This window comes from Legionella adelaidensis (assembly GCF_900637865.1).
GTDB classification, from domain to species: Bacteria; Pseudomonadota; Gammaproteobacteria; order Legionellales; family Legionellaceae; genus Legionella_A; species Legionella_A adelaidensis.
Genome location: NZ_LR134433.1, coordinates 25,661 through 47,981 on the forward strand (window position 1 = coordinate 25,661; position 22,321 = coordinate 47,981).

The window sequence follows — 22,321 nt, forward strand, 5'->3', positions numbered from 1 at the left end:
CCATGGTTAAATTTCTAACAGCTTAAGGGGATTATCCAAACATATACTCTTTCTTCGCGCTTTTGTAAGCTTAATTTCATCAAAAAATTGGTTGGTAAAATTCCACCATTGAGCTATTGTCATCTGCGAAGTTTGACCTAAATCGGAACTATAAATAACTCGCGGAATATTAGTAATCACTTCGATAAAATCTTCCTGAATTTGGTGTCCTAATAACAATGTCAGTAAGGTCTGCTCAACCCAAATAAAATCGTTTTTAGCAACCGCATGTAATTCATTAGCTGATAGCCCTGTTAATGGATTAGCTGGTTGATTCAGCAATAAAGCGTTTACTTTATATTTTTGACAATTGTCTATTAAGGCAAATACTTCTTCTTTAGAAGCATGGCCGCTGGATAGAACAATAGGATAATCAGCTGCCAACTTTAAAATTTCAATAACGGCAGGTTTTAACTTCTTGTTTTCATCAAATAATGTTTCAGGGGCATGACAAGTCTGCTCATATTGAGGATGTGTAACTTTACGGTTTAGCTTTGAAATATATTTACGCCCCGTTATAGTCGGAAAATGAACGATCATTTTTAGATTCATTTTTCCCGTATATTCCGCCAACGCTTTTATTATTACGCGGTAATCTATTCCGCCAGCAATTTTATTCAACACCACAGAAGGAAACACAGGTAAACCTAAACTCTGAGCAAGAGAAGCCTGGATACTCGTTGCACCTAAATGACTTTTTAGATAAACAGCCCCATCTAATTGCTGATAAAGCTTACCCGCCTCCAGGGCGGTATACCTACGATCAAATAAATCTGGATTCGCATGATAATGGATATCAATGAATTGGTAGGGGCAAGCGTTTAGCATTACCTATCCCAGGGTTTTTCATAATGGAATTTTTTTCGTGCCTCTTGCAACGACATCCCTTGCTCTATAGCTACGATAATTTTTTTCTCTGTTTCTACTACATTGCTTGCTTTAATAAGCACTTCATCCACTTTTTCCCGGGGTATCACTACACAACCATTATCATCACCGACCAATATATCTCCAGGATGAATGGTAATCCCATTAATATTTAACGGTACTTGTTCTCCCGCTTTATAAACTCTATTTTTTCCTGAGCGCATATAAACAGCAGAAGAAAACAGGGGGAAATTTGTCTCACGCACATAAGATACATCGCGAATGGCACCACAAACAACGGTTCCTTGAATCCCCTTTTTAATAGCGACTCGGGTCAAGATTTCTCCCCAGGTGGTACAGTCGTTTCTGAACTGATTATCAATTAAAAGAATCGAGCCTTTTGGCACTGCATCAATGTAATTCGCTGCATTTTGAAAGGAATTGGGTCTTTGTTCATAAGGAAGAAATTGAATAGTATATACGGGCCCAACAATCTTACTATTTGTTGAAACAGATTTAAGATTCAAAAGGCATCCCTCAATACCACAAGCATCCAGTGCATCGGAAATTTCCGCCGTGGTCAAACTAAACAGTTTCTTTAAAGATTCATTTTTAATAGGCGCATTCATTTAATATTGCCTTAGCCATTTCCTCGGTGGAGCTCTTACCACCCACATCATACGTAATAAATTGATTTTCGCTTACTATTTTCTTAACCGCTTCCCTGAGTCTGGCCCCTTGCTTTTTAAACCCTTGGTGTTCTAAAAGTAAAGCGATGGTTAAAAACATCGCACAAGGGTTTGCTTGATTTATTGGAATTTTAGGAGCACTCCCATGCACTGGTTCATAATAAACTCCTTTCTCACCAATATTAGCGCTAGGAGCGAAACCTAACCCGCCCATAACTGCGGCACCAACATCTGATAAAATATCGCCAAACATATTTTCGGCTACAATAACCCCAAACTTTTCAGGACAGCGAACTAACCATAACGCAACTGCATCCACATTTAAAATATCGCTTTTAATATGGGGATAATCCTCCGCTACCTTTTCAAATATTTCCCGAGCAAACGCGCTACTGTTTCGCAATACATTCGGCTTGTCAGCATATGTCACCTGCCCCAGGTTATACGTATCAGCATAATGAAAAGCAAACTTGAAAATGCGCTGCAACCCAGAGCGGGTTTGTAATCGCAGGGAGCAACTTATATCTTCAGGCGAAATATTTTTCCACTTCTTTTTGCTACTTAAAAGAGGAGTCATTTCTCGCGGTAGAGAAGAATAATCAAACCCAGCATAAAGTCCTTCGGTATTTTCACGGATAATGCATAGGTTGAAAGAATTATTTTGGTCTTTGATATTAAAGCAAGGCCTTACATTCGCATAAAGATCCAACCCTTGTCGTAATTGAATAATCGGTGAAATATATTCAGGAGGATTTTTTCTTTTCTCTACCGCAACTTCTTTCTCTGCTTCCCGTTTCGGCTTACTAGTGACCGCTCCTAATAAAGTCACGTCACTATCATAGATTAAATCCCATGTTCTCTGGGGTATAGGAGTGGCCTCATTTTGCCAACAGGTCCACCCAATCTCTCCGATACTTAGCTCCACAGGAATATTTAATATTTTAAATATATCTAAACAAGCATAGGTAACTTCAGCACCTATACCATCGCCTGGTAAAACAGCAATTTTTAATTGTTTTTTCACAACTTTTCCAAAATTTTTTGTCTACAAAAATCAGGATTGTCCTGTAAAACACGCATACCCGCATGAGGCACTTCAAATAGTTCTCCCGACTGAGGGGGAATGACATTCGCGTTGTTTACCAAACGGGAACTATCGCCAATAAAGTGCCAATACGTAACTGGGTATTTTTCTAAAATAGGTACTGAATCAGTATCCAATACTTTTTGCAAACCGTAGATTAATCGCTCACAAGCTTCATCAGGATTTTCAACTTTTATCTCAACAATATCTTCAGGAAAAAAAGCGACATCGCTTGTTAATTGGCGTATTGCTTCTTCTGCTTTATTTTCTTTACATAAAGTAATGACCTTACCTAATTTTTCTTGCAATGCAAAATTACTGAAACTGGGAGTAGAAAACAAAAAAAGGGGCTTGGGTATTTTTACAAATTGTGGAAAACACTGCTGTAAAATAACACCACCGAAAGAAAAACCTAAAAAAGCGTCATACTTATCAATTTCTACCTGTAAATACTCATTCCAACAATCGTAATAATTTTTTGAATGGATAGAAATAGAATGACTTAATGGATCGACAAAATCCAATATGTATTTTGTGTTTAAAAAAGAAAGTGAGGCCGCAATTTTTTCTATATCCCGAGGACATGGCATCACCGGAGCGATAATTTTTATTTTTTTCATTCAATTTTCAGTTTTTTTACTTCTGCAGTCGACAGATCATAAATCCCGCGAATAAATTCATCCATATCAATAGGATCTTTTTCGGTATTAAATGTATTTCTTACGTAATTAGCTGCTTGTAATATTGGCTCTAAATTATATTTCTTTAGTCCTTTTGCCTGCAAATAAGCAAGGAAATATTCAGTGCGTAGATTACCAATACCTTTACCCATCCCTCCCACAGAAAAATCAATGTACTCCACTCCTGACTGAATAGCAGCAATCGTATTTGCCTGTGCCAAACCAAGATTATCATGCGCGTGGAATCCAAATGAAATAGGATATTTTTCTACATACTTATCATACATAGCTTTTACCCGCTCAGGATGAAGAGTGCCATTTGAGTCAGCAAAATAAATAACATGGGGATTAAATTCGGTAGCAAGCTTTACCGCATTGTCTAGCTCCTCTTCACCATACTGTGAAACGTGAACAAGATTAATTGAAGCTTTCAGTCCTAACTGCTGGCTCAATTCAACCACAGGAAAAGCACTTTTCAGGTCACCGCGTAAAACACATAAACGCAATAGGGACACTCCCTGTTCTATTAAATCCAATAAATCTTCTTTAGTTAAATTTTGTGGATAAGCCATTACTACAATTTGAGTATTTTGAAGATGCGCTTGGCAAGTCTTTAGATATTTTTTGTCACAGAGACCTGCTCTACCTATATTGTCTACAGGTCTTATAGCCCCATTACGATACCCAATTTCAACATAATCTATTCCCGATTTATCAAGCGGGCTCAGGATTTGTTCTAAATCTTGGTCGTTAAAATGAAAATTATTACGGTTACCACCGTCCCTGAGGGTAACATCCATCACTTTTAATTTATGCATAGGTACACTTAATGAAATAAAAAAGTAAAACCGCCACCAAAGAATATCACTATAAGTATAGTCCTTATATAGGCACGCGATTTCCGACTTTGTAATAAGGCTTTTAAATAGGACAAAGGGTGTCTGTAAATTAAACTACGTATAATTGGCCGGCACACTGCGATAGGATTTTTTTCCGCTTCTTCATGTATTCTAACACTTGGGCAAAAATTGCATTCAATAATAACGCCACCTGTATCCTCCATCGGTTGGGTAATATCTTTGCAAAGAATATCAAAGCCAACCAGATCCAAATTGATAGCCTGAGCCGCTTTTATTAACAGCTTTTTATTTTGCTTACAAATTTTCTTGCCTAAAGAAACAAAAGTTCCTCCACGACTGGCATTTGAGGTGTATCCCAAAAAAACTCTTTCGCCTTTTTTAGGAATATAATCGAGCGTAACTCCTAAATCTTGTAGGCAGTAGTCCATTTCATCATCATGGACAATAGGTGCCAATACTTCATTGGTAGATTTACGTCGTTGATTTGTAATTTCAATTAATTGATTTAAAGTATGCTCATCATCCCCAACTACATGAGCAGGATATCTTAAAACAACCCCTAATACTTTCTTTTTGAAAACCAGGACCCTATAGGAGTTAAGACCCCCGTGAAACTCCTCAACACTTAATACATTGAGATTATATTTATCCATACAATTTTTAAAAAACAGATCCACATGTTTTTTCAGGTGGTCTTTATCAGGAATATTACAAACCACATCACGTCCTAACCTTCCTGCGGTGGGTTTAGCCACCACCGGAAATTTTAAATCGGCAATCAGATCATCCAGAAGCCCTTCTTGGTAATCTTCAAAATGAATGGCTGTAGCTTTAGGGACTGGCAAACCTGCTCTATAAAGCAGGGCATTCATACTAAATTTATTAGAAGAAATTTCTACGCTAATAAAGCTATTTAGCGGGGTACATGCACCTCTGAAGAAATAATTTTTCTTACCTAGTTTAACTTCAAAAGCTTCCATTTCAGGCAATAAGTTAACAGGTAAACAATACCTTTGCGCGGCATTTAAAAAATGATCGGAATTTTTGGCCATATAAAATAAATATTTTACATTATGAATATATTATATCCAAAATACTCTAAAATGCTAAATTTTGAACGACTCGGTTTTCTCTCTAACAAGTAAAAAAGAAGAGTAATAACAAGCCTTGGAGACTTGTATTTTCATTTTCAGACTCAAAAAACGATAGATTAAAATAGCATTTAATATTTTGGGTCTAACTTACTTATTAAGGAACTATAGCACAAGTTCACTTGTGAATTTATGGTTTATCTTATAAATTTTATCTCCTGCTCAATTATGAAATCTGCATATGATACATTCTGAAGAAATACAATATACGGATGGCGAAACGAACTTTCATGGTTTTTTGGCATTTGATAACAAGGAAAACAATCCTAGACCTTGTATCTTAATTGCACATGATTGGGGTGGAAGAGGGGAAGACTTTTGTCAAAAAGCAGTACAACTGGCTAAACATGGGTATATAGGCTTTGCTATTGACATGTATGGGGAAGCAAAAACTACGGAATTAAAAATAGAACGGCGTGCTTTGTATAATTCTGTAGTCAGTGATCGAAAAAAGTTGGCTAATCGTATATTGGCTGCTTTCGAAGCTGCAAAAAATCATCCTAAAGTTATAGTTACTAAAATTGCGGCTATTGGATATTGCTTTGGTGGATTATGTGTGCTTGATTTAGCACGGACAGGCGCCGATGTAACAGGAGTAGTCAGCTTTCATGGGCCATTACTTGCTCCTGAAAACGGAGCATGCACAAAAGTTAGCGCCAAAATTTTGGTTCTTCACGGTTACGACGACCCTCTTGTCCCTCCTCAACAAATACAAGCATTTGCCAAAGAAATGACACATAGGAAGGTCGATTGGCAAATTCATATGTATGGCTTAACCCAACATTCTTTTACTAACCCAAAGGCAAATGATGATGAAATGGGTTTACACTACAATGAAAAAGCAGATAAAAGATCATGGCAAAGTACATTAGATTTTTTAAAGGAAGTTTTAGCGTAAGTTGAGCCTTTAACCGAGGTACTTCACCCTTAAGGACTGTCATTCCCAGCGTAGCCGGTTGCTTGCCAAATCAGGTTTTGACCTGACAAGAGGAGCTGAAACCTGGTTGGCAAGCAACCAGGCTCCAACTACTAAACTACTGCGCGGCGCAGTTGCTCTCACGGCACCAAGACCTCCATGCAGTCCTGTATAATTATTTCCCATAAGGTAGATTTGTCACTTCATTAATACGTAGCAACTGATTATATTTAGCCACTCTATCCGTTCTGCATAAAGAACCTGTTTTTATTTGACCGCATCCGGTAGCAACTGCCAAATCTGCTATAAAAGTATCTTCTGTTTCACCGGAGCGATGAGAAACAATGCAATTGTAATTATGGGCTTGGGCTAGGCGCATGGTATGGAGTGTTTCAGTTAATGTGCCTATTTGATTTAATTTAATTAAAATCGCATTTGCCGTTTTTTCATTAATTCCTTTTTGCAAAATTTCCGCGTTAGTGACAAATAAATCATCCCCTACTAATTGAATTTTGTTTCCTAAGTGCTGCGTTAAATTTCTCCACCCTTCCCAGTCTGATTCGTCTAAACCATCCTCAATACTCACGATTGGATATTCCGAAACCAAATTTTCATAGTAACGAATCATCTCATTGGCACTATAGATTTTATTTTCTGAGCTAAGCGCGTATTGATTATCCTTAAATAATTCTGAAGCGGCTACATCCAAGGCAAATACAACATCAGTCCCCAAACCAAAACCGGCCAGCTCAACCGCTTTTACTAACATATCCAGTGCTTGCCTGTTGGATTGAAGATCAGGAGCAAATCCGCCTTCGTCACCAATAGCGGTATTCAATCCCTGCTTTTTTAAAACAGACTTTAAAATATGAAAAATTTCCGTCCCCATTTGCAATGCACTGGAAAAATCTTTTGCTCCTCGCGGCATAATCATGAATTCTTGAATGTCCACATTATTATCCGCGTGCGCACCACCATTTAAGACATTCATCATGGGAATAGGCATACACATGACTTCATCACGATTAAGAGCAGCGAAGAGCGGACGTTGTATTGTTTGGGCATATGCTCTCGCACAAGCAAGCGAGACTGCTAATATAGCATTTGCACCTAAATTCGATTTATTGGCTGTACCATCCATTTCACAAAGATGATGATCAATCTGTTCTTGTTCCATTACATTAAAATGGTGCAGTCCCTTATTGATGGTTTCATTAATATGGTTAACTGCTTTTTTTACTCCTTTTCCTGCATACCTTTTTGCATCATTATCTCGCAATTCACACGCTTCCCGGCTACCTGTAGATGCACCGGAAGGAACACTCGCACGGGCTTTTATACCATTTTCAATAGTCACCTCAGCTTCCACAGTTGGATTTCCGCGTGAATCTAAAATTTCGCGAGCGTGAATATTTGTAATGCGCATAACCATTCCTCATTATTTAATTGGTGACTATTGTTTTGGGATGCCATAGAGAAGTCAAGTCACCCCATTTATTTAAGTTTCTTTTTTATCTTATTTAGAGTTAAATACCAAGAAATTCCAAAATGCTATTTTTGATCTATCGCAATTTTAGATAACTTGGGTATAATCTGCGCTATCTTTTGCAATGGTACAAAAAAGTATGAGTAGCATATTTAATATGTTCGGGCCGTCTCCTATTAAGCCGCTAGAACGGCATATGCGAGTGGCTTATCAATGTGCACGCCAACTCTTTCCCCTTTTTGAAGCGGTATTAAAAAAGAATTGGGAAGAAGCAGAAATATTGCAGAAAAAAATTATTGCATTAGAAAAAGAATCTGACCTTATTAAACGCGATTTACGCCTTCATCTCCCCACGGGCCTCTTTTTACCCGTTGCCCGGACTGATGTTTTAGAACTTTTAAGTGCCCAAGATCGTATTGCCAATAAAGCAGAAGATATTGCGGGTTTGATTATTAGCAGACGCATGATTATTCCTGAAGCATTATCAGCTCTTTTTTTACCTTTTTTACATCGTTGTCTGGACGCTGCCAAGCAAGCTTGCAAAGCGATTAACGAATTAGATGAGCTTTTAGAGTCAGGTTTTCGTGGAAACGAAGTGAAGATAGTAGAAGAAATGATTTTAAAGTTAGACGAAATTGAACATGATAGTGATGAAAAGTTAGCCGAAATACGGCATAAAATTTTTGAATTAGAAAACGATTTACCTGCTTTAGAAATTATCTTCCTCTATAAATTAGTTCAGTGGATTGGTGAGTTAGCCGATCATGCCCAAACCGTTGGAGGCCGCCTCCAAATTCTAATAGCCCGATAAGAAACTATGGATTATTCACTCATTTATTTAATACTAGCCATTGCTTTATGTTTTCTCATGACTTGGGGGGTCGGTGCAAATGACCTGGCCAACGTTATGAGCACTACCATGGGTTCAAAAGCTATTACGGTAAGACAAGCCATGCTTATCGCCGTTATTTTTGAATTTGCAGGCGCCTTTCTCGGCGGAACCGGCGTCACTGAAACCATGCGTGATAAAATTATTAATACGAGTGAACTCACCAATCAACCGCTTATTCTCATTGAAGGCATGTTAGGCGTGTTATTGGCTTGTACGATTTGGATGAACCTTGCAAGTTATTTAGGTGTCCCTGTTTCAATTACCAATGCTTTAGTGGGTTCTATGGTAGGATTTGGTAGTCTTGTTCTGGGAAAAGATGCCATCCATTGGGATCAAGTCTATCACATAGCCATTGGTTGGGTGACTTCACCTCTTATTGCTGGAACTACGGCATATTTTTTATTTATTAGTATTCAACAAGCTATTTTTGTAAAAAGTGATCCTTTGGGAAAAGCTAAACTATATATACCTATTTATTTATTTCTTATTGGTTCTATCCTTTCTTTTATTACTGTATTCAAAGGATTAAATCATTTTGATATTCATCTTAACCTTAAACAAGATTTGACGGTGACTTTGGTTACCAGTGTAATTATTACTATTCTCGGCATGATGTTCATTAAACGCATCCCTGAAAAAACAAATATGCGTCGCCGTGAGCGCTTTCTACAAGTCGAAAAATATTTCGCTGTCCTTATGGCTATGACTGCATGTGCCATGGTATTTGCTCATGGCTCAAATGATGTTGCACTCGCTGTAGGCCCTCTTTCAATAGTTCATAGTTTGACTTTACACGCAGGCGAAAATATCACGGCTATTAATTATCCAGCATGGATCATCTTGCTTGGTTGTTTTGGGGTTGTCATTGGGCTCTTAATGTACGGAAGAAAAGTAATAGAAACAGTAGGAAGTGCCATTACTGCCTTAACCCCTAGTCGTGCTTTTGCTGCAACCCTCTCAGCTGCTACCACAGTGGTAGTCGCTACCTCTTTGGGAATCCCTGTGTCTGCCACTCAAACACTCGTAGGATCTGTGTTGGGAGTAGGGTTAGCCAGAGGTATCGGTGCTTTAAATTTAATTGTCATCCGTAATATATTCACTTCCTGGATACTTACTCTTCCAGCTGCCTCCGTATTAACAATCATCTCTTATAAGGTATTGCATTTACTTATTGGATAAAAAATATGAATTTATTTTCAGATAATGAAATTAAATTCATATAGCGCTTGACACACTATATATTTTGATTATAAATTCAAAATACGCGGATTTTTTGGATTTGTATTCATGAAAGAAATATTAGCTTTGCTATTTTTAGCCTTTATGGTGATGTTAATGGAATGCCGAGAATGTTTTATTATGAATTTATGAACTCAAGGCTAGCCCGTCAGGGAATACCAATTAAAACTCTTTCCATATTTCTTCAGATTTGGCTTCTAAATCTGGATTGTCACGGAGAGCAGAAATGCGGGCGTGCTTTTTAATTTCAGCCAATTGAGATGCGGATTTCTCATGCGTTGCATCATACTCAAAAAGAAATCGATCAAAGGGACTTACATAAGCTTTATCTATATCGTAACTACTCACTTTATTTCCTTTCAATAATATCTATACAATATACTCTAAAATGCTATTTTTAATCTATCTCTCTTGCGCAGAAATAAATACCAACCATTACTTTTTTATTATTTAAATCCAAAAAATCAAGCGGTTCCAAAATCACATTTTAATCATCTTGGTATAGTAATTTTATCTACTTTTAATTAAAGTTACATCACTATTAAGAGAGAATCAATATGCCTATTAAAAAAGCAGAACTTCATGTGCATTTAGAAGGGACTATATCCCCTACTTTAGCTAAAATGTTAGCAAAACGAAATAAACTACAAATTCCTCCTGGTTTAATCAGTGAAGATGGAACCAGTTATTTATATCGCGACTTTTTACATTTTTTAAAAGTATATGACACTTTAGCCGATCTTATAAAAACCCCTGAAGACTATTATGATGTGACTTTTGAATACCTTAAAGAATTAGCTTTGGAGGATACTATCTATGTTGAAATGATGTATTCACCCGATCATGCAGAAAAAACAACAGGAGCTCCTTCCATTAATAATTTGGAAGCAATACAGAAAGCCATTGATGATGCGCAAGAGAAACATGATATTGTCGGAAGAATTATTTTAACTGCGGTTCGCCATTTTGGACAAGATGCCTCCATTCGAGTCGTTAAAGAGGCGAGCAAAAAATTAGTTCCTTGCGTTACGGGTTTTGGTTTAGGAGGCGATGAGATCAACTTTCCTCCTAAATTATTCAAAAGGGCATATCAAATGGCCAATGATTTGGGTTTAGAATGCACAGTACACGCTGGTGAGTTTGCGCCAGCAAGTGGCATGATAGAGGCGATGGAGAATCTCCCTATCAAACGTATAGGCCATGGGGTCCAAAGCATTTATTCGCCTGAAGCTGTAGCCATGGTTAAAGACCGGGATATTGCTTTAGAAGTATGTCCTTCCAGTAATATTCAATTAGGACTGTTTAAAAACTTTACGGAGCATCCTTTTCCCAAGTTCCTTGAGGAAGGAGTTAAAATAAGTATTGGTTCCGATGATCCGCCTTTCATGTCTACTACTCTACCCGAAGAATATAAAAGGGTACAAAAAGCTTACCAATATGACGATGCAACTATGAATAGAATCACAGAAATGGCTATTGATTATGCATTTGTGGATGAGCAAACAAAGAAAAAATTAAAAGAGAAAATTAATAATTGACGAAAAATAAATCCAGGTTAAAAATCATAAAAAGAAATTTAACCTGGACTATAGTTTGATTATTACCTTAACCAATCAAAATAAACATTCGCCTATCCATATTATTAAAGTTAATTTAAGAACAAAGTCTTGTCTTCTGGAAGATGGTAAAAGAATTCCTTTGCAAGAAATTATTTCAGAATTCAAACATCCTCTTTTAATTTCCTCAACTGTAGACAAAAAACAAACACATTTTGAGTTTGTTTATGACGATCTGTCTACCATGTATCAATGCGCTCTTTTTATCTATTCAACTTTATTGCAAGTCGACAAACCCTCCCTTTGTGAATTTAAAATACAGCCTTCATCAAAATTTCACAGAAGTAAGGTTCCAAAACTTCTTTATATTTCTATGGAAAAAGAAGCAGCGGCGAACCAATGCATTACCATTACTAACTTTAATAAATTAGTTTCCGATCTATCAGGTTTTCCTTTTCAATTTTCAGAAGACGTGTTAATTGAAACTACGTTGTTTGCTAAAGACCTCCCCCAAAAAATAAACGGCGATATCCTTATTGAAGCAAATCAAGAAATCATGGATATTTTATTGCATCCACCCAAACCGGATCATAGTGAATTAAGATTATTAAATGCTCATGTTGGCTTCGCAGTGTATGCACGGCGGGATATTGAGAAAGGCGAGCTCATTGGTTTTTATACCGGTGTAAAAAAAGCCTCTACACCTAACAATACTCGCTATATGTTTGAATACACTCGTGACTCACTCCATTTAATTTTAGATGCCCATGATTATGGAAATATCACCCGCTTTATTAACCATGCCCCGGATAAACCACCTTCACCTGACTACCAATTTTTATTATCGAATCTCAAAAGCCGTTTTGAGCGTATTAATGGGATTGAAGTAGTGCTCTATGAAGCTAAACAACCTATAAAAAAAGGAGAGCAATTACTCATTAATTACGGAAATGAATTTTTTCACCCTAACAATTTAACTTACTTTAATAAGCATGGGGATTCATTCAACTCCATCAATCAAAAGAAAAAGCCCGCCAAGCTCCCACTCAATCATATTAAAATTTTTGCAAAATATGGAGTTAAAGGAGCCCAGCTATACTTGTTACGTCGAGCCATAATTATCTTAATTTCAATTTTGCTATTAATTGGATTAATAAATTATGTTTGAGGACTATGGTAGTTTGAGCAGGACTAAAGTGACGTCACTTTTTTCAACACAATGTGTCTACCAACCGCGGCCGTTTAGAGAGGGGAATTTGAGGTTATCGTATCTCAAATTCCCGCTTACTAATGTGCGCGCGGCTCGGTACTCACTTTCAGAGGAACAGAAACCGCGCGGAAAGCAAATTAGCTTATGAGGCGGATGCTTCCATATACTGGCGCAATTTTTTCATTGCATTTTTTTCTAATTGACGAATACGCTCTGCCGAGACGCCATATTTTTCGGCCAACGCATGTAAAGTGAGGGCTTTTTCATTAGATAACCAGCGCTGCTGTAAGATATCTTGGCTACGCTCATCTAACTGATCTAAAGCTATATGTAATTTTTCATGGTTTTGGGTGGTACTATCTTCTTGTTCGAATAAGTGCGCAGGATCACTATTCTCATCATACAAATAACGCGCAGGTACTAGCTGCTGCGATTGTTCTTCATCTTCTGTGCCAGACGCATCAAAAGAGGTATCCATAGCATTTAATCTTTGTTCCATTAATAGAACATCTTCACGAGAAACACCAAGGTCCTGAGCCACTGCATCTACTTCTTCATTATTCATCCAACCCAAACGTTTTTTCATTTGTCGCATATTAAAAAATAACTTACGTTGGGCTTTTGTCGTCGCAATTTTAACGATTCGCCAATTTTGTAGAACAAACTCGTGAATTTCGGCTTTAATCCAATGAACAGCAAAAGACACTAAGCGTACGCCCATAGCTGGGTCAAATCGCTTAACTGCTTTCATGAGGCCAATATTACCTTCTTGGATTAGATCATTGAGAGGTAAACCATAACCTAAATATCCCCTGGCTACCCGAACAACGTAGCGCAAATGTGCCAAAACTAAACGTCTTGCACCTTCGATATCGCCTTCTTCACGAAATCTTCGGGCGCACTCCACTTCCTCTTCGGCAGTAAGCATAGGAATTTGGTTGACACGATAGATATACGCATCAATACTGCCTACTGGCAAATTCATTGTTGAAAGTTGCAACTGCAGACTCATTTTTTATTCCTCTACTAAAATTAAGAGTACAAAAAAGAAGGTTATCCTAATTATTATACATCAATTATAGGGCTCAATAGAAGCAAGTTGTCTCTTAACTGACAGCCTGGCTCCAAGCCAGCCTAGTATGCTTGCTGTAATAAGTAAAATACATCCCTGAGAAAAGGTAAGTCCTTGTAGCGGGTAATGCATTTGATAGGCTGCGGCTACTTTATTAGCGGCAATACCTAAGCTTAATAAAAAAATATTTACTAGCAATACGGCAACAATAGCCCCGCCCAATCCATACCATATACCTGAATATAAAAAAGGTCTGGTGATAAACGGGTCTGTTGCGCCAATTAATTTTAAAACTTGAATTTCTTCATAACGATTTTGAATAGCTAAACGTAAAGTATTTCCAATAATTAGAACGACAGCAATAGCTAATAAAATCATTAGCCCGTCTGCAATCTTCCCGACAAATCCCAACAGGGCATGTAATCTATTAATCCACTCCATATCTAGCTTGGCTTGATCCACCTGAGGCAATGCGTTTAATTGAGAATATAGTTGTTCGAGCTTGGCTGGTGAATCGATAGAAATAGCGGGAATAACATCTACTACTGACGGGAGAGGATTTTCAGGTAAAAATTGCATAATATCCTGCATCCCTTCTTGTTGTTGTAATTCTGCAAGGCCTTCAGAGGGGGACTTTAAGCTGACTTCACCTACACCATTTATTTCCTTTATTTTGGTTAACAATGATAGCTCTTCTTCGGGAGAAAGGGATTTCAAATACAGAGCTATATGACCGCTTCTTTTCCAGGTGATAGTTAAATTTTCAATATTGGTAGTGAATACAAAAAAAAGAGCGGGTAATGCCAAGGTTATGGCAATTACAATAATAGTCATAGTGTTTGCCAGAGGTTTGCGGCAAAGAAAATTTAAACTATTCACCGCTGCTTGCATATGACAGGCAAAATAGGATTTTATGCGCGCTAACATACACGTCCCTCTTTCAACATTACAATGCGATGACGCATACCTGCAATCAACGTGAGGTCATGGGTAGCAACCATAACTGCGACGCCTACTTGGTTAAATTGCTCAAATAATTTCATAACTTCAGCCGAAAGGGCCGGATCTAGATTCCCTGTCGGTTCATCAGCTAATAATATATTAGGTTTATGAACGACCGCTCGAGCTATTCCGACCCGTTGTTGCTCTCCTCCTGATAAATGCAGGGGCAACATTTTTTCTTTCTTTAATAGTCCAACCATATCAAGAGCTGCATGGACACGTTTGTTAATCATTTGTTGGGAGACACCCTGAATTTGTAATGGCAATGCGACATTATCAAAAACGCTGCGGTCATTGAGCAGATGAGGAGATTGAAAAGTAATACCTAAACTTGAACGATATCCGGCTATATCTTTTGACTTGAGTTGGTTTAAGCGAGTTCCATTTACTATGATTTGACCGGAGGTTGGCAGTTCCAGCATAGCGATAAGCTTTAACAAGGTACTTTTACCCGCCCCGGAATGGCCGGTAAGAAATACCATTTCACCTTTTTCCATAGAAAAATTAACTTGGCTTAATGCCTCAAAGCCGCCAGCATAGCGTTTGCTTACTTGATTAAATGTTATCATCGAATATTACGTTAACAAATTGTGTTGGGTCAAAGAGGCGCAAATCATCAATACCTTCACCTACTCCTATATACCGAAATGGTATCTCTAATTCACTAGCAATAGCAAACAGTATTCCACCTTTCGCAGTACCATCTAATTTAGTCATCGTAATGCCTGTGACATCAACTGCTTCATTAAACTGTCTTGCTTGGTTAAGCGCATTTTGACCAATACTTGCGTCCAGGACAAGCATAACTTCATGCGGCGCTTTAGCATCTATTTTTTGAATAACACGCTTAACCTTTTTTAATTCTTCCATTAGATTTTGCTGGGTATGCAATCGTCCTGCCGTATCCGCAATTAATACGTCTATCCCTTTGGCTTTAGCCGACTGAAATGCATCATAAATAACTGACGCACTATCTGCACCAGAGTGTTGCGAAATCACTGGTATTTGGTTACGGCTTCCCCATTCTTGTAGTTGTTCTACGGCAGCTGCCCTAAACGTATCGCCCGCCGCGAGCATTACTTTTTTTCCTTGTTTTTGATATTGCTTTGCCAATTTACCAATTGTGGTAGTTTTACCAGCACCATTTATACCAACCATGAGAATGACAAATGGCGATTTATCTTCGGTAGATAGCTCCAATGGTTTACCTTGCACGGATAAAATCTGTAATAAATGATTTTTTAAAGCAGCAAAAACTGTTTCACCGTCACTTAATTGATGCCGAGCTAAACCCGCTTTCAATTCTTGGATAATCTTATTAGTCGTCTCTATGCCTACGTCTGCACTTAAAAGAAGGGTTTCTAATTCTTCTAAAATAGCGGCATCGATTTCTTTTTTACCCAAAAGTAAACGCCCAACCCCCTCTCCTAACTGATGACGCGTTTTGGTCAAGCCTTGTTTAAATCGCGATAAAAAGCCAGGCTTTTTTTCTTGTTGCTCCGGGGTATCTTCAACAGCAGCACTCTCGTTTGCTACTCTTTCCGAACTCTCTTCTGAATCTTTGTTTCGTTTAAACCAGTTAATCATAGGTATACAAAATGAATGAAATGTGAAATTCTATCACTTTTTCTTAACCGAGGTGTATCATGCGTGCTGTGTTAATTTCATTATTAACACTGTTTACCTTTACGGTATACAGCCAAACTCACGAATTTACCTTAGATAATGGTCTTAAGATTATTGTAAAAGAAGACCATCGGGCGCCAGTGGCTGTTTCTATGGTTTGGTATAATGTAGGTTCAGCCGATGAAAAAGGAGGCTTTACCGGCCTTTCGCATGTATTGGAACACCTCATGTTTAAAGGCACGCCTAACTATCCTGTGGGCGTATTCTCTAAAATCGTTGCTTCCTTAGGAGGCCAGGAGAATGCTTTTACTAATAATGACTACACCGCTTATTATGAAAAAATAGCAACCCCACATCTTGCCACCAGTTTTGCTTTAGAAGCCGACCGTATGCAAAACCTCCTGCTGGATAAAGAAGAATTTGCCCATGAAATCAAGGTAATCCAGGAAGAAAGACGATTACGAACAGATGACAATCCCCAAGCGCTTACATTTGAGCGATTTTTGGCTACTGCTCACTTGGCATCTCCTTATCACCATCCGGTTATTGGTTGGATGAGTGATTTAGAGCATACAACTGTAGAAGACGCAAAAGACTGGTATCAAAAATATTACTCCCCTAATAATGCAACTTTGGTAGTGGTAGGAGATGTCAATCCACAAGAAGTTTATAAATTAGCTAAAAAATATTTTGGCCCTATCGGTTCGCATGCGCTGCCGCTTCGAAAACCACAGGAAGAACCGCCTGCCTATGGAAAGAAGAGTGTGATCGTAAAAGCCCCGGCGCAAGTCCCTCTATTGCTTTTGGGTTATACTGTCCCTTCTGTAAAAACTACAGATGAGAAAAATGCACTTGACCCCTATGTTTTAGAGGTCATCGGTAGCATCCTGGATGCAGGAGATAGCGGAAGGGTAAGTCAAAACCTTATTCGCGGTAAACACATAGCAAGTACCGTAGATGTCTATTACAACCTATACGCACGGTATCAAACCCAATTTATTATATATGGCTCACCCAGCCAACATCACTCTATAGCAGAGGTTAAACAAGGTATTTTCGATGAACTGAACCGTTTAAAAGATGAAAAAGTTAGTAATGAAGAATTGATGCGTGTAAAAACACAGATAATTGCTCAAAAAATATTTGAAAGAGATTCTATTTTTGAACAAGCAATGGAATTAGGTATGTTACAAACAGTCGGATTAGGCTGGCAAACCGCCGATAAATATGTAGAAAAAATAAATAGCGTTACCCCTGAGCAAATCCAATCTGTTGCTAAACGCTATTTTAATGAAAACTCTTTAACCGAAGCAGAACTGATTCCTCAAGGACAACAAAAGGCATAAGTATGAAAGTTAATAAATTACTTTTTCTTGGTCTATTAATATTGGCGAATAACGCCTTATTTGCCAAAACGTTTCCGATTAAAAAATGGCAAACTCACAATGGCGCACAAGTGGTATTTTATCCGGCCAATGAAGTTCCCATGCTGGATGTCAGTGTGGCATTTGCGGCAGGTTCTGCTTATGACGATGATTCTTTTGGTCTGAGTGCCTTGACTGCCCGTTTGATCAATGATGGCAGTAATGGAATGGATGCCAGTACAATTGCTCAAAAATTGGCGGATACGGGTGCCCAGTATCAAGTAACAAATAATCGTGACATGGCAGTCTTTAATTTAAAAACATTATCTGAAAAGACCGCGCTGAACAAAGCAGTAGAAATTTTCTCAATTATGATTAGTAAGCCTGATTTCCCCACTGAATCTTTCAATAGGGAGAAAAATCAACAATTGATTAGAATTAGCCAAAGAGACGAGGCGCCCGATCAGATGGCTGAGCAAGTTTTTTATAAAGCTTTATACCAAAAACATCCATATGCCCACTCTATCAATGGAGAGAAAGAAACTGTTAGTAAGATTTCAAATGAAGAAGTGCGTGATTTTTATAAGCAATTTTATGTGAGCAAAAATGCCATCATCGTTTTAGTCGGGGCAATTGACGAAGACCAGGCACATCAGATTGCTGAAAAAATAACTAAAGATTTACCCCCCGGAGCACATGCGTCTTCCATTGGCCCTGCCGATCCTTTAGCCGAAGAAATGAATATAGAAATTCAGTTTCCTTCATCACAAACGGTAATTAGAATGGGACAAATTGGTATAAGTCATCAAAATAAAAATTATTTCCCGCTAGTCGTAGGAAATTATACCTTAGGCGGAGGAGTCCTCGTCTCTCGATTATCCGAAGAAGTTCGAGAGAAAAGAGGGTTAACTTATGGCGTATATAGCCAATTTTTGCCTATGCCGGGTTTAGGACCTTTTATTATTAGTCTTTCTACAAAAAATCAACAAGCACAAACTGCTATCGAAGTAACTCGAAAAACACTTACCTCTTTTCTAAAGTCGGGGCCTACTGATAAAGAACTGGAAGCTGCAAAAAAATATATAACCGGTAGTTTTCCTCTTTCTTTAGCCAGCAATCAAAGTATTGCTGAATTATTATTGCGAATAACTTTTTATAACCTTCCAGAAGATTATTTAGATACTTATATTGAAAATGTAAACAAAGTAACCACTGACCAAATTAAACATGCTTTCCAAGAATTAATAAATCCCGATAAGTTCTTACAAGTAACCGTGGGACAAATGTGAATACCGTAAGAATCATCGGTGGCATATATAAAGGGAAAAAATTGCATTTTCCTTCGATCGAAGGGCTTCGACCTACTCCAGATCGCGTAAAAGAAACTGTATTTAATTGGTTAATGCATGACATTCGTGACTCTCACTGTCTGGATGTTTTTGCCGGAAGTGGGAACCTCGGCTTCGAAGCTTTTTCTCGTGGGGCAAGCAAAGTAATTTTCATTGAACATAACCGTAAGGCCTATGAAAATATAAAAAATATCATTGACTCTTTTCATACAAAAAAATTAATCGCTCATCATGAAAATAGCATGCAGTACATAGAGTCATGTAAAGAGGAATTTGACATTGTTTTTCTTGATCCTCCATTTGCAAAAGATTACTTACCCTCGTGTATGCAATTATTCAGCACGCTCCCCATTTTAAAAATCGGGGGGCTTGTCTACATAGAATCACAACAAGAAATGACTCTCCCTGAAACATGGTGGAAAAAATTAAAGCTAAAAAAAGCAGGTCAAGTTGTTTACGGGTTGTATCAAAAAATACAATAGTTTTTCATTTAGGTAGGGGATTCAGTAAAATTTATGTTTATGCTTGACAAGCAAACTTCCTCCTGTTTCAATCACTGCTAACCAATACGTTAAAGCAAAAAGAATGAAGAAAAAGCTTGCTTACCTGCTCATTACAATATTACTCACAGGATGTGGAACAACCTCTACCGCACTTTATAAAAAGCCGCCATATAATGCACCTAGCGATGATGCAACGATTAAATTAGCGGAAGCAGCTACTTCGATTAGTGACTCTATGCTAGAGATGGCAAAGGTAGAAAAAGTAGTACGCCCCCCTAATAAAGATAATATTTTAGCTATTCCAAACTCCTATAATTTACAGGCGCGTGCTTCTGTGGATTGGTCAGGCCCTATTGAAGAATTGACAGCCCGTGTGGCAAATGCAGCCCATTATCGATTACGCGTCTTAGGTAAAGAGCCAGCTGTTCCTGTTTTAATTAGCGTTAATGTTAAAGACCATAGTCTTGCCGAAATTTTACGAGATATTGATTATCAAGCGGGTAAAAAAGCGTCTATACACGTTTACCCAAACAGCCAGGTTGTTGAATTACGCTATGCTAAAATTTAGTTCTACCATACTTACAGTCTTATTATTAACTGCTTGTGCATCCAATCGTCCACAATATGGTGGCGACACTGATTCTTTAGCTGGATTATTGACGATGGGAGCTACCGGTGTAGTTTCAGCTACTACCGACGCCAAAGGTGCTGCTACCGGCAGAGTCCGTGAAATGGCAGTACGTGAAACCGCTCTAAGCTTGGGGGCTCAGTCAGGTTTAGCCTGGCGTTCGAAGATAATAGATGATCAGTTAGTTAAAGAAGCCCGAACATTAGATGCAGTATTTGATTTTAATTCTTTGGTCCTTCCCCATAATATTTTACCCCCTGTCTTATTGGAAGGCAGAAATACGCTCAACCTAGCCGATACACAAACTATTCGTATATCTGATCGGACTTATAAAGTAGCAAAACAAGCCCGCTTTGTAACTACTCCGCCCAATTGGCGTCAATATCTATGGATGGATTACCAAAAGCCTGAACCACCTGATCCCAGTGTGCTTCCAAAAAACTCCACTGAAAAAATCATTTGGAGCCAGTGCATAGAAAAAGGTTGGAAAGATGGAGTTAATCAAGCCAATGTCATCTTGGAAGAAAGTATTGCGCGAATTAAAGAAGATTTTAGAGGCATGATTCTTTACCGCAAGCTACTCGCTTTGAATATGGTATCTCCTCCATTCGTTTCTCATACCGACTTGGGTGTCACTGGAGACGCTGGCGAAATCCATATTGATGATCGTGTCTTGCGTATAACTGCTTTACCTGCTCTTAATACCAACAGTAAAGAGTGGCGAGCTGCGGTGGCTAAAGATGAAGAAGCCTTGGAGCAATTCAGACAAATGGAAAAATTAGTAAAATCAGCTAATATTACCATTACAAGTAAAGCGTGGCAGCCAACGATTGCACCGATAAATTAAGCTTATTGGCAAAAACCAGCTTTGTTTTTCTCCCCCTATCTGGATTAATAGCAGTCTCTTATTGTATTCCCTTAAGGACTCGCTTAGTTAAGAGGTAATACTTTAGTGGAAAATATTGAAAAACACTTAAACTTCATGCCAGACGAGCCAACTCGTTTTACGCCTGTCTTCATGGATAGAATGTTGGAACACTGTGAGCGTTTAAATGCTTCTGATATAACTATTCAGACAGGAGAACCTATTTATGCCGAAGTTTATGGCGTACTAGTGAAAATAACCAACCGCAGTTTATCCAACACAGAACTGGGGGATTTGATTAACGCCATATATGGACCAAACGCTACGACCCAGTTATTAGCAGGCAAAGATATCGATACCCACTATGAATTTCGCCCCAATCGTGGAGTCCGATTCAGATATCGTGTGAATGGGACTGCCTGTTTAGTCGAAGGGCACGATGGCATTCAAATAACTTTAAGAACGATTCCTACAACCCCGCCTAAATTGGAGACGATGGGGTTACCTCCTAATATTTTAGAAGCAATAGCTCCGCAAGAGGGAATCGTTTTTATCACTGGCGCGACAGGCTCGGGTAAATCCACTTTACTGGCTTCTATTATCCGTGATCTTATTGAAAAAGAAGATTCGAATAGAAAAGTACTAACCTACGAATCTCCTATTGAGTTTGTATTTGATGAAATTGACACAATTTCTTCAGTGGTAAGCCAGTCAGAAATTCCCAGGCATCTTCCCTCTTTTGCAGATGGTGTGCGCAATGCTTTGCGACGTAAACCACGCTTAATCATGGTAGGAGAGTGCCGCGACGCAGAAACCATTAGTGCGGCTCTTGAAGCAGCTCTTACCGGACACCCGGTTTATACGACATTGCATACTTCAGGGGTTGCCGAAACGATGCGTCGTTTAGTTACTTCATTCTCTGGTGAAGAACGCTTAGGTAGAACAATTGATATCTTAGAAACAATCAGGCTTTGTGTTTGGCAGAAACTGGTTCCCACAGTAGATGGTAAACGGGTGGCTTTGCGGGAATTTTTAGTTTTCGATGAAGAAACCCGCGATTTACTTCTTGAAAGTGACCCCAACGAAATCACTACGACAACCCGTAAATTAGTAAGACAGAGGGGGCAGTTGATGACTGCAGATGCGCGCGTAAAATTCGAACAAGGAATTATTAGCGAGCGCGTCTATAAATTAATAATTGCTGGAGCAAAAGAACAACACGTGTAAGTCATCTCACTTGCCG

General features: G+C 38.4%; 23 protein-coding genes. 11 read left to right on the forward strand and 12 right to left on the reverse strand.

The window, feature by feature from the left end:
* Positions 1–6: 6 nt before the first annotated feature.
* Genes EL206_RS07505 through EL206_RS07525 form a run of 6 tightly spaced genes read right to left on the reverse strand, consistent with a single transcriptional unit; the run spans position 7 to position 5,271 of the window.
* A complete protein-coding gene (locus EL206_RS07505) occupies positions 7–867 on the reverse strand; it encodes a DUF6282 family protein (RefSeq protein ID WP_058462855.1) in 861 nt (286 codons plus the stop codon).
* A complete protein-coding gene (locus EL206_RS10095) occupies positions 867–1,535 on the reverse strand; it encodes an RraA family protein (protein ID WP_065310974.1) in 669 nt (222 codons plus the stop codon). The genes EL206_RS07505 and EL206_RS10095 overlap by 1 nt, the downstream gene beginning before the upstream one ends.
* Positions 1,519–2,619, reverse strand: a complete 1,101-nt coding sequence (locus EL206_RS10100) for an isocitrate/isopropylmalate dehydrogenase family protein (protein ID WP_065310975.1) — start codon at positions 2,617–2,619, stop codon at positions 1,519–1,521. The genes EL206_RS10095 and EL206_RS10100 overlap by 17 nt, the downstream gene beginning before the upstream one ends.
* A complete protein-coding gene (locus EL206_RS07515) occupies positions 2,616–3,299 on the reverse strand; it encodes a hypothetical protein (protein ID WP_058462856.1) in 684 nt (227 codons plus the stop codon). The genes EL206_RS10100 and EL206_RS07515 overlap by 4 nt, the downstream gene beginning before the upstream one ends.
* Positions 3,296–4,177, reverse strand: a complete 882-nt coding sequence (locus EL206_RS07520) for a beta/alpha barrel domain-containing protein (RefSeq protein WP_058462857.1) — start codon at positions 4,175–4,177, stop codon at positions 3,296–3,298. Before EL206_RS07520 ends, EL206_RS07515 begins: the two co-directional genes overlap by 4 nt.
* 8 nt (positions 4,178–4,185) lie before the next feature.
* Positions 4,186–5,271 carry a hypothetical protein gene (locus EL206_RS07525; RefSeq protein WP_058462858.1) on the reverse strand — a complete coding sequence of 362 codons (1,086 nt, stop codon included), beginning with the start codon at positions 5,269–5,271 and terminating at the stop codon, positions 4,186–4,188.
* A gap of 280 nt (positions 5,272–5,551) precedes the next feature.
* Between EL206_RS07525 and EL206_RS07530 the strand changes: the two genes are divergently transcribed.
* A complete protein-coding gene (locus EL206_RS07530) occupies positions 5,552–6,268 on the forward strand; it encodes a dienelactone hydrolase family protein (protein ID WP_058462859.1) in 717 nt (238 codons plus the stop codon).
* Positions 6,269–6,461: 193 nt separating this feature from the next.
* Here EL206_RS07530 and eno read toward each other — a convergent pair whose 3' ends face one another.
* Entirely contained in the window at positions 6,462–7,712 is a 1,251-nt protein-coding gene (gene eno, locus EL206_RS07535; protein WP_058462860.1) for a phosphopyruvate hydratase, read from the reverse strand.
* A gap of 199 nt (positions 7,713–7,911) precedes the next feature.
* On the opposite strand from eno, the gene EL206_RS07540 reads away from it, so the two are divergent.
* Positions 7,912–8,583, forward strand: coding sequence for a TIGR00153 family protein (locus EL206_RS07540; protein WP_058462861.1), 672 nt, complete (start codon positions 7,912–7,914; stop codon positions 8,581–8,583).
* 6 nt (positions 8,584–8,589) lie between these two features.
* The gene (locus EL206_RS07545; RefSeq protein WP_058462862.1) at positions 8,590–9,843 is read left to right on the forward strand and encodes an inorganic phosphate transporter; all 1,254 of its coding nucleotides are present in this window, start codon (positions 8,590–8,592) and stop codon (positions 9,841–9,843) included.
* 222 nt (positions 9,844–10,065) lie between these two features.
* On the opposite strand, the gene EL206_RS07550 is transcribed toward EL206_RS07545, so the two are convergent.
* Entirely contained in the window at positions 10,066–10,251 is a 186-nt protein-coding gene (locus tag EL206_RS07550; RefSeq protein ID WP_058462863.1) for a CBU_0585 family protein, read from the reverse strand.
* Between the two features lie 209 nt (positions 10,252–10,460).
* On the opposite strand from EL206_RS07550, the gene EL206_RS07555 reads away from it, so the two are divergent.
* Both EL206_RS07555 and EL206_RS07560 read left to right on the forward strand, forming a co-directional pair.
* Positions 10,461–11,441, forward strand: coding sequence for an adenosine deaminase (locus EL206_RS07555; protein ID WP_058462864.1), 981 nt, complete (start codon positions 10,461–10,463; stop codon positions 11,439–11,441).
* 55 nt (positions 11,442–11,496) lie between these two features.
* A complete protein-coding gene (locus EL206_RS07560) occupies positions 11,497–12,627 on the forward strand; it encodes an SET domain-containing protein-lysine N-methyltransferase (protein WP_058462865.1) in 1,131 nt (376 codons plus the stop codon).
* Positions 12,628–12,811: 184 nt separating this feature from the next.
* Here the strand turns inward: EL206_RS07560 and rpoH are convergent, their stop codons facing one another.
* The 4 genes from rpoH to ftsY are packed head-to-tail and all read right to left on the reverse strand — an operon-like array spanning position 12,812 to position 16,330.
* The gene (gene rpoH, locus EL206_RS07565) at positions 12,812–13,681 is read right to left on the reverse strand and encodes an RNA polymerase sigma factor RpoH (protein WP_058462866.1); all 870 of its coding nucleotides are present in this window, start codon (positions 13,679–13,681) and stop codon (positions 12,812–12,814) included.
* Positions 13,682–13,741: 60 nt separating this feature from the next.
* Positions 13,742–14,668 (reverse strand): permease-like cell division protein FtsX, encoded by a 927-nt coding sequence (ftsX, locus tag EL206_RS07570; protein WP_058462867.1) that lies wholly within the window; start codon positions 14,666–14,668, stop codon positions 13,742–13,744.
* Entirely contained in the window at positions 14,662–15,312 is a 651-nt protein-coding gene (ftsE, locus tag EL206_RS07575; protein WP_058462868.1) for a cell division ATP-binding protein FtsE, read from the reverse strand. The genes ftsX and ftsE overlap by 7 nt, the downstream gene beginning before the upstream one ends.
* Complete coding sequence (ftsY, locus tag EL206_RS07580; protein WP_058462869.1) at positions 15,299–16,330, reverse strand: signal recognition particle-docking protein FtsY; 1,032 nt, start codon at positions 16,328–16,330, stop codon at positions 15,299–15,301. The genes ftsE and ftsY overlap by 14 nt, the downstream gene beginning before the upstream one ends.
* Positions 16,331–16,389: 59 nt before the next feature.
* Between ftsY and EL206_RS07585 the strand changes: the two genes are divergently transcribed.
* From EL206_RS07585 to dotB, 6 genes are all read left to right on the forward strand, one after another.
* A complete protein-coding gene (locus tag EL206_RS07585; RefSeq protein ID WP_058462870.1) occupies positions 16,390–17,715 on the forward strand; it encodes a M16 family metallopeptidase in 1,326 nt (441 codons plus the stop codon).
* A 2-nt stretch (positions 17,716–17,717) separates the two neighbouring features.
* Positions 17,718–19,022 (forward strand): M16 family metallopeptidase, encoded by a 1,305-nt coding sequence (locus tag EL206_RS07590; protein WP_058462871.1) that lies wholly within the window; start codon positions 17,718–17,720, stop codon positions 19,020–19,022.
* Positions 19,019–19,564 carry a 16S rRNA (guanine(966)-N(2))-methyltransferase RsmD gene (rsmD, locus tag EL206_RS07595; protein WP_058462872.1) on the forward strand — a complete coding sequence of 182 codons (546 nt, stop codon included), beginning with the start codon at positions 19,019–19,021 and terminating at the stop codon, positions 19,562–19,564. Before EL206_RS07590 ends, rsmD begins: the two co-directional genes overlap by 4 nt.
* Before the next feature lie 103 nt (positions 19,565–19,667).
* A complete protein-coding gene (gene dotD, locus EL206_RS07600) occupies positions 19,668–20,153 on the forward strand; it encodes a type IVB secretion system lipoprotein DotD (RefSeq protein WP_058462873.1) in 486 nt (161 codons plus the stop codon).
* Positions 20,140–21,060: a type IV secretion system DotC family protein gene (locus EL206_RS07605; RefSeq protein ID WP_058462874.1), complete on the forward strand. Its 921-nt coding sequence runs from the start codon at positions 20,140–20,142 to the stop codon at positions 21,058–21,060. Before dotD ends, EL206_RS07605 begins: the two co-directional genes overlap by 14 nt.
* Before the next feature lie 135 nt (positions 21,061–21,195).
* The gene (gene dotB, locus EL206_RS07610; RefSeq protein ID WP_058463233.1) at positions 21,196–22,305 is read left to right on the forward strand and encodes a Dot/Icm type IV secretion system ATPase DotB; all 1,110 of its coding nucleotides are present in this window, start codon (positions 21,196–21,198) and stop codon (positions 22,303–22,305) included.
* Positions 22,306–22,321 lie beyond the last annotated feature (16 nt).

Bases quoted from the DNA above. Each gene is read 5' to 3' on its own strand.
- ftsY (WP_058462869.1), bottom strand. From the start codon at position 16,330: ATGATTAACTGGTTTAAACGAAACAAAGATTCAGAAGAGAGTTCGGAA.
- EL206_RS07545 (WP_058462862.1), top strand. From the start codon at position 8,590: ATGGATTATTCACTCATTTATTTAATACTAGCCATTGCTTTATGTTTT.
- EL206_RS07540 (WP_058462861.1), top strand. From the start codon at position 7,912: ATGAGTAGCATATTTAATATGTTCGGGCCGTCTCCTATTAAGCCGCTA.
- EL206_RS07520 (WP_058462857.1), bottom strand. From the start codon at position 4,177: ATGCATAAATTAAAAGTGATGGATGTTACCCTCAGGGACGGTGGTAAC.
- EL206_RS07590 (WP_058462871.1), top strand. From the start codon at position 17,718: ATGAAAGTTAATAAATTACTTTTTCTTGGTCTATTAATATTGGCGAAT.
- ftsX (WP_058462867.1), bottom strand. From the start codon at position 14,668: ATGTTAGCGCGCATAAAATCCTATTTTGCCTGTCATATGCAAGCAGCG.
- eno (WP_058462860.1), bottom strand. From the start codon at position 7,712: ATGCGCATTACAAATATTCACGCTCGCGAAATTTTAGATTCACGCGGA.
- EL206_RS07505 (WP_058462855.1), bottom strand. From the start codon at position 867: ATGCTAAACGCTTGCCCCTACCAATTCATTGATATCCATTATCATGCG.
- EL206_RS07525 (WP_058462858.1), bottom strand. From the start codon at position 5,271: ATGGCCAAAAATTCCGATCATTTTTTAAATGCCGCGCAAAGGTATTGT.
- EL206_RS07605 (WP_058462874.1), top strand. From the start codon at position 20,140: ATGCTAAAATTTAGTTCTACCATACTTACAGTCTTATTATTAACTGCT.
- dotD (WP_058462873.1), top strand. From the start codon at position 19,668: ATGAAGAAAAAGCTTGCTTACCTGCTCATTACAATATTACTCACAGGA.
- EL206_RS10095 (WP_065310974.1), bottom strand. From the start codon at position 1,535: ATGAATGCGCCTATTAAAAATGAATCTTTAAAGAAACTGTTTAGTTTG.
- EL206_RS07585 (WP_058462870.1), top strand. From the start codon at position 16,390: ATGCGTGCTGTGTTAATTTCATTATTAACACTGTTTACCTTTACGGTA.
- dotB (WP_058463233.1), top strand. From the start codon at position 21,196: ATGCCAGACGAGCCAACTCGTTTTACGCCTGTCTTCATGGATAGAATG.
- EL206_RS07515 (WP_058462856.1), bottom strand. From the start codon at position 3,299: ATGAAAAAAATAAAAATTATCGCTCCGGTGATGCCATGTCCTCGGGAT.
- EL206_RS07530 (WP_058462859.1), top strand. From the start codon at position 5,552: ATGATACATTCTGAAGAAATACAATATACGGATGGCGAAACGAACTTT.
- EL206_RS07555 (WP_058462864.1), top strand. From the start codon at position 10,461: ATGCCTATTAAAAAAGCAGAACTTCATGTGCATTTAGAAGGGACTATA.
- rpoH (WP_058462866.1), bottom strand. From the start codon at position 13,681: ATGAGTCTGCAGTTGCAACTTTCAACAATGAATTTGCCAGTAGGCAGT.
- ftsE (WP_058462868.1), bottom strand. From the start codon at position 15,312: ATGATAACATTTAATCAAGTAAGCAAACGCTATGCTGGCGGCTTTGAG.